Genomic DNA, 12,913 nt, shown 5'->3' on the forward strand with positions numbered 1-12,913 from the left:
ATAACTAAATTTTCCAGATTATATTAAAAAATCTCTTCTGGTGATGAAATTTTTCCTGTAATCGCTGAAGCCGCTGCTACTGCTGGACTTGCTAAATATACTTCACTTTCTGTATGTCCCATTCTCCCTATAAAATTTCTATTTGTAGTAGCTACTGCTCTTTCACCCTTAGCTAAAATTCCCATATGTCCTCCAAGGCAAGGCCCGCAAGTTGGTGTACTTACTACCGCTCCTGCTTCTATAAAAATTTCAATAAGACCTTCTCTTATTGCTTGAAGGTAAATTTTTTGAGTTGCTGGAAAAATTATGGTTCTAACTTTTGGATTTATCTTTCTTTCCTTTAGAATTTCAGCCGCTACTCTCATATCTGATATCCTTCCGTTAGTACAAGATCCTATAACTACTTGATCAATAGCTACATCTCCTACTTCATCAATAGTTCTTGTGTTTTCGGGAAGATGTGGAAAAGCTACTGTTGGCTTGACAGTTCCTAAATCTATTTCTATAACTTTTGAGTATTTTGCATCTTCATCAGCCTTAAAAATTGTATAATTCTTTTTAGAATGTTCCTTCATATACTCTATGGTCTTTTCATCTACTTCAAAAATTCCATTTTTTGCTCCAGCTTCAATAGCCATATTTGCCACAGTAAAACGATCGTCCATAGATAGGTTCTTAATTCCTTCCCCTGTAAACTCCATAGATTGATAAAGAGCTCCATCTACTCCTATCATCCCTATAATATGAAGAATTAAATCTTTTCCACTTACCCAAGAATTCAATTTGCCTTTAAGTATGAACTTTATAGCCTCTGGCACTTTAAACCAGGTTTCTCCTACAGCCATAGCAGCACCCATATCTGTGCTTCCAACTCCGGTGGAAAATGCACCTAAAGCTCCATAGGTACAAGTATGTGAGTCCGCTCCAATTATCACATCTCCAGAAACCACTAGTCCCTTTTCGGGAATTAGAGCATGTTCAATTCCCATTTGACCAATTTCAAAATAGTTTTCTATATCCTTGTCATATGCGAATTCCCTTACACATTTGCATTGTTCTGCTGATTTAATATCTTTGTTTGGTGTAAAGTGATCTGGTACAATAGCTATTTTATTCTTATCAAAAACCTTATCTGCCCCTATTTTATTAAATTCCCTAATTGCTACAGGAGTTGTAATATCATTGCCAAGTACCAAGTCTATCTTAGCCATAATTAATTCTCCTGCTTTTACACTATCTACTGCTGCATGTGCAGCTAAAATCTTTTGTGTCATTGTCATTCCCATTTTATTGCCCCCTATCTATTTTACTCTAATACTCAACTGTCAACAGTATATCTCTTTACTATATAACAGTGACAAAATTTCTTTTTCATTATCAAATTAAAGTTTTTTAATAAACTTAAATAGCACTGAGTTCCTGATTTGATTTAACTTCGTAAGTAAAACTTTTCCAAGTATATATAAACCTATTATAACGTATTACATAACTTATCTTTAGATGCACTTATCCAATATCTTACTGATAAATGAACAATTTATAATTTTTATGCACCAATGTCATTAGAATTAAGATAGAGCATCTTATTAATTGCATTAATAAATGACTTTGCACTTGCCTCTACAATATCCGTACTTATTCCTTTGCCTGAAAATATCTTGCTTTCCTTCTCAATCTTTAGTGTAACTTCTCCTAAGGCATCCTTTCCTGTACCTACTGCTTTTATAAAATAATCCTTTAAATTCACGCTAATGCCTACAGCCTTTTCAATAGCTTTAAAGGTTGCATCAACGGGACCATCACCACAAGCAGCCTCACTAAAAGTTTCTCCATTAAAGTTAACCTTAACAGTAGAGGTAGCGACAGTGCTATTTCCACTTGAAATTTGATAATATTCAATGGTGTATATCTCCGAAGTTCGAAATACCTCATGATTTATTAATGCTTCAATATCTTCATCAGATACTACTTTTTTCTTATCTGCTAAATCCTTAAATTTCACAAAAGCCTCATTTATCTTATCATGGCTTACATTAGTGTAACCTAATTCCTTTAGTCTTTCCTCGAAGGCATGTCTACCTGAGTGCTTACCAAGAACTATAGAATTTTTCTTTAATCCCACAGATTCCGGTGTCATTATTTCATAGGTTTCTCTACACTCTAAAACTCCATGCTGGTGAATACCAGATTCATGAGCAAAGGCATTTACCCCTACTACCGCTTTATTATTCTGAATTTGCATCCCTGTAATGTAGCTTACTAGATTACTTGTTTTAGTTATCTGTTCTGTTATAATGTTGGTATGACAATTAAAGTGAAGGTTACGAGTTTTTATAGCCATTACTATTTCCTCTAGTGCAGCATTTCCAGCTCTCTCCCCTAATCCATTTATAGCACATTCTACTTGTTCTGCTCCATTTTCAACTGCTGCCAAAGAATTTGCCACTGCAAGTCCTAGATCGTTATGGCAGTGAACACTTATTATAGCCTTGTAAATATTAGGGACATTATCTTTAATATCTTTTATAAGGGCTCCAAATTCACTTGGAGTTGAATAACCTACTGTATCTGGCATATTAATTACATCAGCTCCTGCATCTATTGCAGTTTCTATAACTTTATACAAAAATGCCCGTCTTGTTCTAGTACCATCCTCTGGAGAAAATTCAACACTTGGACACAGAGACTTGGCATAGGATACCATTTCATAAACTCTTTTTAAGACTTCCTCTGGCTCCATCTTTAGTTTATGCTCCATGTGAATATCAGAAGTAGCAATAAAAGTGTGAATTCTAGGATTTTCAGCATACTTTAAAGCTTGCCATGCTGTATTAATATCCTGTTTTGTTGTCCTAGCCAATCCTACAATAACTGGTCCCCTTATATTCTCCGCAATTGCTTTAACTGCCTCAAAATCCCCCTTGGATGCAAAGGGAAAGCCTGCCTCAATTACATCTACCCCTAATTGTTGAAGCTGTACTGCAATCTGGAGCTTTTCTTCTATATTTAAACTCACACCAGGAGTTTGTTCTCCATCTCTTAAAGTGGTGTCAAAAATATATATTTTCTTAGTCATCTTATTTCCTCCTTATAATCAATGCATTTCTGTTCCTGTAAAAACCTAGTTATTTACTGTAGTGAGAAGATCCAAAATTGAAGTAACTCTTAATTGTGTACACTTAACTAATTACAATATTGATTAAGTAAGTGGTAAATGTCTTAGGTACATTTACCACCTACATTATCTAAAGCAACTTAAAATTGTCTTTTCTAAACTTAGAACATCATAAATACTGTACAATAATCACTGTTACCAGAAGACTCTTCTGATTTCATATTACTTAAATAGTTATAATATGATTTTCCTGCTTCATAAACTAAATTCATTCCTGTATTATTCCCTGCCTTTTCAGCAGCATCTATTGATGTTTCACTATTTCCTGCGGAACCATTAACTTTATTAAACTCCTGACATTTTAACATTTTGCCCCCTCCTCATAATTACATATCCTCAACAAATTTACATATATTAATAAACTTTCTCTGGCCAGAAGAAAATTATTATCATTTTAGGGTATAAAAAATAGACCTCTCTTGGGGCGAGAAGTCTATCGCGGTACCACCCAAATTTTTCACTTAATTTAATAACGGCTTATTGCCGGCTCAACTTACTTTATCTATAAACTAAAATGAGATTTTTTTAAACCTTCTCCTTTTTAGACTATACTTATTTCAGTCTACAACTCAAGGGTGAGTTTCAATATGTGTATTTATGAGCTTTCACCACTGCTCACTCTCTGAAAAATACTTAACATATCTACTTATTCCTATCATAGTTTTTACTCATTATTTATTTTTAGAAATAAAAAACAGACCTCTCGCCTTGGGGCGAGAAGTCTGTTCGCGGTACCACCCAAATTTTTTACTCAATTTGATAACGGCTCATCACCGGCTCAGCTTACTATATTTGATAACTAAAAGTCAGATAAAATTTAAATTTCATCTAGTTTAAGTTACCAATAAGTTCAGCTTACAACTCAAGGGTGAGTTTCAATATGTGTATCTGTAGGCTTCCACCAATACCTACTCTCTAAAAGATACTTAGCATATCTACTTATCCCTATCACAGTTTTATATACTTATTAATATATATGAAAATATCAACGGAATATACTAGCTTTTAAATTAGTATTTATTTTTAAAATTTTCTGTTTTTACTATTTTAACTCCATTTAATACCAATGTCAATACCTTTTAAGCAACAAATTATCCTCTTTATTAACTAGAAAGTTCTGAGAAAAAAGCCTTTATAGCCCTAAATATTTTTTCAAAAAACCCTTGGGCTTCATCACTTTGTAGTACTGCTTGTAACCCCTTTGAAACATCGTTTAGTTGGTTTTTTAGTGCATTAAAATCTAGATTTAAGCTGCTTATCTTTTTCATTACTGCTATTATTTTATCTATATCTTCCTGGCTTAAGTTGTAGTTGTAGTTGTTAACTATATTAACTACAATATCCTTTACTTCCTCGTCAGTCTTAGGCTTTTCCTTTACAACTTCTTTTTTAACTTCATTTATTAATCCTGCTGCTTCATCTTGTCCTATTTTTTCTCCTAATTTACCAGTGACTACTAATTCTTGATTGGCAGCCTCTTTTTTATTTTCATCAATTTTTTCACCAGCACTGCTGTTCTCAAAACCCTTTAATATTCCTGTGAGAGCTGCTGTACCTGATACATTAAAAGGCGCAGATACTTTTACTGTAGCATTTTTTATACCTGCAGTAATTAAAGCATTTTTTATCATACTTTCACTAACCCAGTATATATTGTTTGTAGATATAACTAGTCCTCCCTTATCTGTAGGTTCTACGTAAGAACAGGATATGGATTTTGTTCCAATCTCCTTTGCAGATGCCACTTCTGCTAGATATTTAGCTTCCTCTGCATTAGTTACTTCTAACACACTAGCTTCCTGTCTATTCACTCCAAAATACTTAAGCATATCTTCCTTTTGCTTACTGCTTAAATCTGCTCCTAAAGTAACTACTTTAAAGGCATCAGCATGAACTCTTTGTGCTGGTATAGCTATTACAGTGGATATAGCAAAAACTGCTACTAATAATCTACTTATAATTCTTTTCATTTTCAAGTCTCCTTTTTATAGTATCATTTTTATTTAATTATACCATAAATTTAAAAAATATAGAAAGAGTAGACCTTTAGTTGTCTACTCTTTCTATTTAAGTAAAAATAAATTTTATTAACTGTATAAATAATACAGCAAAAGCTGATATTAGCAGCACATAATAGGATACTAGTGTTTCACTATCTAACTTAAGTGCACAGATTACTATTATTAAATTAAATAGTATAAACAATAAGTGCCACTTAAACTTTTGAAAGTCTCTATAGTATCTAATAGTTAAAATTAAGATTACTAACAATATAAAAATTAAAGCATAAATTATTTTAATCTTTAAAGAGACTTTATCAAAAGCTGCATTCCTATATGTTAAAGAACGCATTATTCCCATCTTTTTATCTGACAGAAAGTGTATTGTCATGGCAAATATCACTAAGATTACCTGAAAAAAAGTTCCTATCCATTTTAAAATATTTTTTATTTTCATATTTTAATACCGTTAAAATATATCTATTGTTGTTTTTTAGGTTCGCCTGTTTCTATTGGATTTGCTGGGTTTCCAGTGTTCCCACTCCATTCATTCCAGCCTCCATCATATAGAGATATATTTTTTAATCCCATTACATCTGCATATAACAATACTTCTGCTGCTCTCCATCCAGTTCCGCAAAAGAAGGATAACCTTTGCTGTGGGGTAATTCCCCATTCCTTCCACATATCAATAATTTCATCTTTATTACGCATTGTATTATCTATATTTCTATAATGTTCTAAACTTGAGTTATCTGAGCCAGCATGTCCCCATACTGAACCTGCTGGACGACCCATAGGTTTTATATAGTCATATCCTGAGGTCTTGCCTATATGTTCATCCCAACTTCTTATGTCCACCAATCTGCTACCTTGTTTATCTGCTATTATTTCTTTAGCTTGTGGTAAATCAATAATATAGTCTTTATTTGCAGGAACCTTTGCTCCAAAGGAAGCTATAGCAGTCTTTTTATTAGATGTTTTTTCTAGGTCATATCCTGCAGTTTTCCATTTAGCAGTTCCGCCATTTAATACTCTAACATCCTTAACACCTATATACTTTAGTATAGCCGCTACTCTATAGGCTGCCATTGAATCAGCACCGTACAATACTGTTGTAGTGTCTACTGTTATTCCATTGCTCTCTGCAAATTTTTGAAGCTTGTCATCAGAAAGACGATTCCAAAGAGGTCCTTCTTCTACTTCATCAGTATTTATATGTACTGCCCCTTTAATATGACCTTCCTTTAAATAATCTGGAGAATCTTTCTCTTCCCCCCAAGAAACTTCAAAAACCTTATATTCTTTACCGTTATAATTTTCCGGTTTTTTACCATCAATTAAATCCTTTACCCAAGAAGCTGGAACTAACATTTGGTAGTTAACATAGGCTTCTATAGGAAGAGTTTCATCTTTTGCCCAATCTTTAACATCATAGCTATATATATTTTTATATCCTTTTTGAGATAAATAATCTGCAACTTCCTTCCCATCTTTTCCGTTGGCATCATATAAAACCACATTTTTTTCAGGAGATATTCCCTTTGTTTTTAAAGCTTCCTCTAAAGTCTTGTCTTTATTTTTGTTATCAACTTTCAACCATGCTGCTGAAAAATCTGTTGCCCCTTTAATATGTCCACCTCTTTTTACACCATCAAGTTTCCATCCATTAAAAGCATCATTTTCTCTTGTGTCAACTATAACCCAATCACTTTTGCCAACCTTATCCTTTAGGTCTTTTGTGGAGATAGTCTTAATTTCATCAGTGTTTTTAGCCTCTTGCTTACCGCCACAGGCAGATAGTACTGACGTAGATAGAGATAATGCTAGAACCACTCCTAATAATTTACTAATCTTCCTCAATTTACTGATCCTCCTTAAAGTTCTTAATATAAAATACCAAGTATTAATTTTAATATTATTATATAAAAAAGTAAATGTATTGATTTATTGCATTTTTTTATAATTCTCTGTCTATATATAGCAGATTCTTATAGTCATATTTCTAGCTGAAAATTCTAAGAACTTTCTATTGCTTCAAAATAACCTTAGGGAAAGTTAAAAAGATGTAAAGATTTTTTTAAACCAAATCTGTTATAATTCTTATAGCTATATAAAATAATTTTTTAAAATTAACATAAGAACAAATCAGTTGTAATAGACAAATTTAGGGGGGGTACCAATGAAAATTTTCTTATATTACTTAATAATTATAAACCTATACGGATTGTTTTTAATGTTCTATGACAAAAATAAATCCAGAAAAGGTCAATGGAGAATACCAGAAGCTAGGCTTTTTATTGTAGCTACTGTCTTTGGTAGTGCTGGAATATTTTTAGGCATGCAGCTATTTAGACATAAAACTAAGCACTTAAAGTTTATATTAGGTATTCCTGCTATAGGATTTGTGCAATTGTTTATAATTTTTAAGTGTTTTATGAATATTGCACAGTAAAAAATACAAACATTAAAAAATCACCTTTTTTAAGGGTGATTTTTTAATGTTCTAAATTTTTATTGATAAACTTTTAATCTTCCATGTAAAGCCTTTACTAATAGAATTGCAATTATCATTCCTAAGGTTACTTGAGCTATATTACCTTGAATACCTGCCAGAGCAATGATAAAGGCCTCTCTAAAAGTCCCTGCTTTAACTACTATATATTGCACAATTACGATTTTAGCTAAGAAATATCCAAAAACCATCCACGCACCGCCAAGAACAAAACCGAGGATATTATTTAAAATATTTTTACCCTCATAATTCCCTCTATAGGCAATAGATGCAGCTATATAAGCCATTATTCCCTTTATTAGGAAGGTAAAAGGTACATAGTAAGCATATCCTAGAAGAAAATCTGCTAAACTCATACCTACCGCTGCTGTTATAGCTCCCTTTTTCTTTCCAAAAAGAATTGCTCCTAAAAATACCATACTGTCACCTAAGTGGTCATAGCCCACACCAAAAAGTGTAGGAACTTTAATAACCATAGTAGCTACACAGGTTATAGCTATCATAAGTGCCATTTGAACAAGACTTGCAGTTTCTATTGTTTTTGGCTTCTTTTGTAAGATACTTTCTTTTTGCATAAAACTCTCCCCCTATGAATAAATTGCTAATGTTATTTGCATTCTTCGTGCAAAATAATTCATTTGCTACTATTATATTCCATAAAGAATTTTGTGCAAAATGTATCGGTACACTTTATATAAGTATACCCATTTTAGAGCTAAGATTATTCCTTTAATATTATACCATGCTTGGAGTTATAACTCCTTCTATACTTAGTAATTATATACTATTCCACAACAAGTTCTACAGGACAATGATCTGAACCTAAGACTTCAGTATGTATACCTGCACTTACTAATTTATCCTTTAGTGAATCTGAAACACAGAAATAGTCTATACGCCAGCCAGCATTATTCTTTCTGGCATTAAATCTGTAAGACCACCAAGAGTAAACCCCTTCTTTATCTGGGTTAAAATATCTATAAGTATCAATAAAACCAGAGTTAACAAGTTCGGTAAACTTGCCTCTTTCCTCATCGGTAAATCCTGCATTTTTTCTGTTTGTCTTAGGGTTCTTAAGGTCTATTTCCTTATGAGCTACATTTAAATCCCCGCAGATAATTACTGCCTTGTTCTTTTCTAAAGACTTTAGATAATCTCTAAAATCATCTTCCCACTTCATTCTATATTCCAATCTAGCTAATCCTTCTTTAGAATTTGGTGTATAAACTGTTACCACATAAAAATTTTCAAATTCTAAAGTAATAACCCTTCCTTCTTTATCATGTTCTTCAATACCTATTCCATAAGCTACACTTAGAGGCTTAATTTTGGTAAATATAGCTGTTCCTGAGTAACCTTTCTTTTCAGCATAATTCCAGTATTGATAATAACCTTCAAGGTCTAAATCTATTTGGCCTTCCTGCAGCTTACTTTCTTGAATACAAAATACATCTGCATCTACTTCCTTAAAAAAATCTAAAAACCCCTTTGTAACACAGGCTCTCAATCCATTAACGTTCCATGATATTAGTTTCATAAATGTTCCCTCCAAAGTTGTATTTTAAGTATTAATTTGTATATTTCCTCCCATTATAATACTATAAAATAACCTCTTTTTACCAGAATTCTTCCTAATTATGAAATAATTATAGTTTAGTTGCATATAAATCTCAATATAAATATGCCACTTTGCTGCCTATTCATTTCTAAGTTCTGTACAGAATCTGTCGATTGTATCTGCAACGGTTTTTGCATGGTTAACAGCTACAACTACTGTTCTTGCACCTGTAACGACATCGCCTGAAGCAAATACTCCTTCTCTAGTGGTATGACCTAGTTCATCTGTTACTAATAGGCCTTGCTTTGTAGTTTCAAAACCCCTGTTATTCAGAACTATATTGTTTCTTGGAGACTGACTAACAGCCACTATTACAGAATCACATTCAAATAAAGACTCCGTTCCCTCTACTGAAACTATTCTTACTTTTCCATTTTCATCAACTGTTTTCTTGGTGCTTATATATTTTACTCCCTCTTCTAATATTTCAACAGGAGCTTTAAATAGTTCAAATTGAACACCATCTTCCTTTGCTTCCTCAATTTCTGCTTTCGTAGCAGTCATATCTTCAAAATCTTTTCTATAAAGTATATATACCTCTGAAGACCCATTTCTCTTGGCAGTTCTTGCTGCATCAACAGCTACATTTCCTGCACCAATTACACAAACTCTTTTTCCTAAGCTATATACCTGTGGAGCTTTTAAATAGTCTATTGCATAATGAACATTTCCAAGACTTTCTCCTTTGATATTAAGAGTCTTAGGATTCCACACTCCTGTGCCGATAAATACTGCTTTATATCCATCACTAAATAGTTTATCTATAGTTATTACCGGTCCTATTAAAGTATTAGGCCTTATCTTAACTCCTAACTGAACCAACTTTTCTTCTATCTTATCTAAAATACTTTTAGGCAATCTAAACTCTGGTATTCCGTATCTTAATACCCCACCTATTTTTTCTTTACTCTCAAATATTGTAACCTTATAACCTTTTCTAGCTAAAATAAAGGCTATTGTAAGTCCTGCTGGACCTGCCCCAACAATAGCAATCCTATCCTCTAGTTTATTTTTAGGTTTAAGTTCTACATTTTCTAAAAAATTCATTGAGAGATGCTTTTCAATTTCATGAAAACTAATAGGCACGTCTTTTATTCCCTTTATGCAACTCCCTTTACACTGTTCTTCATGAGGGCATACTATCGAACAAATAATTGATAAGGGATTATTGTCAAATAATATTTCCCCAGCCTTTGTTAATTCCCCTTTCTTAAACAAATCAATAACTTCCGGAATTGGAGTATTTATAGGACAGCTGTGCTTACATCTTGGGTTTTTGCATAATAGGCATCTTCCTGCTTCTTCATTTAACTTAATCATTTGTATAAAATCCTCCTAGTTACTAAAAATAATTCTTTTCTCACTAAAATTAATATATCATCTTTGCAGTAATTTGTCATTTTAATCAGTATTTTGTCGATAATGAGTTGTATCTTAATGCTTTTTACATATATTTAAAAAGCTGCATCCTAAAAGATACAGCTTTTTTCTTAATACTTCATACTTAGTGAGGATTATAAAGTTTGTACAGCAGAAGTGATTTTAACTTCCAAGGCAGCTCTTGCCCAAGGAAAGCTAACCTTAATTAAATCATACTTAGCTCCTTCTTTTAAAAACTCGGCAGTTCCTCTTATTAAAAATCCAGTACCTGGACCATTAAAGCCCTGAACTTCTCTACTTCCTATGGTAAGCTGTACTGCATTATTTTTTTCTATATTAGCTTCTGTCTCCTTCATATATCCTGCAGGAATTAAAAAGCTATCTTCTCCTGTTACTCTAATGTAACTATTCCAAGTGTTGACAACATGAGGCTCTTGCTCTCCTTGAGTAACTATAGCTACTACTCCCTCATATTTTAATATTTCCAGTAATTTTTCTGGCATCATCTATGTATTCTCCTCTCATTGAAACATTAACTTCATTATATAATCTTTTCTATTTAAGTAAATTATATGCCTATTTAAGCTTAAAATCAGTAACATATGTTACTTTACAGGAATATGGATAAAAACACAGCCAGCGTAGATATTGGTTACAATCCCCCGCTAGCTGTAGTTTCTAATATTGTTGCCATCTATAGGCATAAACATTATATAAGTTCATTTAAATCCGGTTGTTCGTCAAAAATTAGCTTTTCTCCATTGTTAACAGATATAAATGGTATTCCCACTCTTCCCTGCTTTTTAATCTCATCAAATTCCGGTCTGTTATCTCTAAATTTAAGATACAATTTTAGATTAAACATACTTTCAGTAATATCAACAAAGGCATATTTTATATTATTTTCAGAAAGAAACTCTTTCAGTGGATCACAATCCGGTCAATACTTACTTCCAAAAACAACTAACTTTTTCATAGTCATTCCTCCTTAAATCTAACAATAATTTATTCCTCTTTAAAATGCATTATAATTTCTTATACATTCATATCTTATTATAAACAATATTTATAGATTATTCTAGGCAATTATATCCTAATTTTAAAGTAGGTAAATGCCACTAAAAACTGCTATATAGCTTTTCCCTTTGCATAAACTTGAATTTAAGTAGTGTTTAATGGTATAATAAGGAACGGCAATAAATTTGAAGTAATATTGTATATTGATAACTAGCTTAAGGAGGGGTAAAAGTGAATAAAAAAACTTTATCTGTTATCATGACCTTAGCTTTAGCTGTAATCATAAACGCCAGTGTTTTTGCTGCACCAAGCAGTGGTACAACGAATACATTAAAGCAAACTCAAGATGAAAAGAAAAAATTACAATCGAAGGTTCAAGAATTAGATAAACAAATTGATGATGTTTTAAAGAAAATTGATGTCAATAAAAAATCTATGAATAAAATTGCTGAAAACATGAAAAATACTCAAGCCAAATTAGAAGCTGCAGAAAAAAACTCAAGGGAACAGGAAGATTTATTTAAAAAGAGGGTACGAGCTATGTACATCAGTGGTGCAGATAGCTATCTTTCGGTAGTTTTATCTGCTGATAACTTAACTGACCTTATGTCAAGGGTGGACATGATTTCAAAGGTAATAGGTTATGATAACGAAATCACTGCAAAGCTTAGAGAAAAGCAGAAGGCTATATCAAAGGAAAAGGATGCCTTAAGTAACGAAAATAAAAAATTAGAAGCCTTAAAGGAAAGTAATGAAAATACTTTGGCAACTTTAAGTAAGGACATTAAAGCACAGAAGGAACTTCTAAGTAAAGCCACTGAAAAGGAAAACCAGCTATTAGCCGTTGAAGCTTCTAGCACTGTCAAAAAGAGCGGTACTTTATCTCGTGGTAGTTCAAAGTCCATTTCATATTCAAAGGTGCTGACTATGCAATCAACAGCTTATACAGGAGATGGTATTACAGCTTCCGGAGCTGGGACCACAAGAGATGCTGGTGGATATAGCACTATAGCTGTAGATCCAAGAGTTATACCACTAGGTTCTAGAGTTTACGTAGAAGGTTATGGATACGCTGTTGCCAGTGATACTGGTGGTGCTATAAAAGGAAATATAATAGATGTATTCTTTCACTCAGAAGGAGAAGCTAGAAGTTGGGGTAGACGAACGGTTACCGTTTACATACTTAATTAAATAGTTTTCCTGAAACA

General features: G+C 32.6%; 12 protein-coding genes and 2 other annotated features. Of the genes, 2 read left to right on the forward strand and 10 right to left on the reverse strand.

Annotation, left to right across the window (positions count from 1 at the left end; genetic code table 11):
• Positions 1-23: 23 nt before the first annotated feature.
• From leuC to P8V03_RS04675, 5 genes are all read right to left on the reverse strand, one after another.
• Positions 24-1,286, reverse strand: coding sequence for a 3-isopropylmalate dehydratase large subunit (gene leuC, locus P8V03_RS04655; protein ID WP_318796956.1), 1,263 nt, complete (start codon positions 1,284-1,286; stop codon positions 24-26).
• 260 nt (positions 1,287-1,546) lie between these two features.
• Complete coding sequence (locus tag P8V03_RS04660; protein ID WP_318796957.1) at positions 1,547-3,076, reverse strand: 2-isopropylmalate synthase; 1,530 nt, start codon at positions 3,074-3,076, stop codon at positions 1,547-1,549.
• A gap of 200 nt (positions 3,077-3,276) precedes the next feature.
• Positions 3,277-3,483 carry a hypothetical protein gene (locus P8V03_RS04665; RefSeq protein WP_318796958.1) on the reverse strand — a complete coding sequence of 69 codons (207 nt, stop codon included), beginning with the start codon at positions 3,481-3,483 and terminating at the stop codon, positions 3,277-3,279.
• Positions 3,484-3,592: 109 nt separating this feature from the next.
• Positions 3,593-3,843, reverse strand: a binding site (T-box leader).
• Between the two features lie 38 nt (positions 3,844-3,881).
• Positions 3,882-4,136: a binding site (T-box leader), on the reverse strand.
• 142 nt (positions 4,137-4,278) lie between these two features.
• Positions 4,279-5,151: a DUF1002 domain-containing protein gene (locus tag P8V03_RS04670; RefSeq protein WP_318796959.1), complete on the reverse strand. Its 873-nt coding sequence runs from the start codon at positions 5,149-5,151 to the stop codon at positions 4,279-4,281.
• Between the two features lie 504 nt (positions 5,152-5,655).
• Positions 5,656-7,038, reverse strand: a complete 1,383-nt coding sequence (locus P8V03_RS04675) for a rhodanese-like domain-containing protein (protein WP_318796960.1) — start codon at positions 7,036-7,038, stop codon at positions 5,656-5,658.
• Positions 7,039-7,357: 319 nt separating this feature from the next.
• On the opposite strand from P8V03_RS04675, the gene P8V03_RS04680 reads away from it, so the two are divergent.
• On the forward strand, positions 7,358-7,630 hold the full coding sequence (locus tag P8V03_RS04680; protein WP_261673174.1) for a DUF1294 domain-containing protein: 273 nt from the start codon (positions 7,358-7,360) through the stop codon (positions 7,628-7,630).
• 59 nt (positions 7,631-7,689) lie between these two features.
• Here P8V03_RS04680 and P8V03_RS04685 read toward each other — a convergent pair whose 3' ends face one another.
• From P8V03_RS04685 to P8V03_RS04705, 5 genes are all read right to left on the reverse strand, one after another.
• Entirely contained in the window at positions 7,690-8,265 is a 576-nt protein-coding gene (locus tag P8V03_RS04685) for an ECF transporter S component (protein ID WP_261673175.1), read from the reverse strand.
• Positions 8,266-8,474: 209 nt separating this feature from the next.
• On the reverse strand, positions 8,475-9,227 hold the full coding sequence (locus P8V03_RS04690; RefSeq protein WP_318796961.1) for an exodeoxyribonuclease III: 753 nt from the start codon (positions 9,225-9,227) through the stop codon (positions 8,475-8,477).
• Positions 9,228-9,386: 159 nt separating this feature from the next.
• Entirely contained in the window at positions 9,387-10,628 is a 1,242-nt protein-coding gene (locus tag P8V03_RS04695) for an NAD(P)-dependent oxidoreductase (protein WP_318796962.1), read from the reverse strand.
• Between the two features lie 194 nt (positions 10,629-10,822).
• Complete coding sequence (locus P8V03_RS04700; protein ID WP_261673178.1) at positions 10,823-11,194, reverse strand: pyridoxamine 5'-phosphate oxidase family protein; 372 nt, start codon at positions 11,192-11,194, stop codon at positions 10,823-10,825.
• 203 nt (positions 11,195-11,397) lie between these two features.
• The gene (locus P8V03_RS04705; RefSeq protein WP_261673179.1) at positions 11,398-11,553 is read right to left on the reverse strand and encodes a hypothetical protein; all 156 of its coding nucleotides are present in this window, start codon (positions 11,551-11,553) and stop codon (positions 11,398-11,400) included.
• A gap of 383 nt (positions 11,554-11,936) precedes the next feature.
• Between P8V03_RS04705 and P8V03_RS04710 the strand changes: the two genes are divergently transcribed.
• A complete protein-coding gene (locus P8V03_RS04710) occupies positions 11,937-12,896 on the forward strand; it encodes a 3D domain-containing protein (RefSeq protein ID WP_318796964.1) in 960 nt (319 codons plus the stop codon).
• The last annotated feature ends 17 nt before the right edge of the window (positions 12,897-12,913 follow it).

The organism is Clostridium tanneri (assembly GCF_033659955.1).
GTDB lineage: Bacteria > Bacillota > Clostridia > Clostridiales > Clostridiaceae > Clostridium_AM > Clostridium_AM tanneri.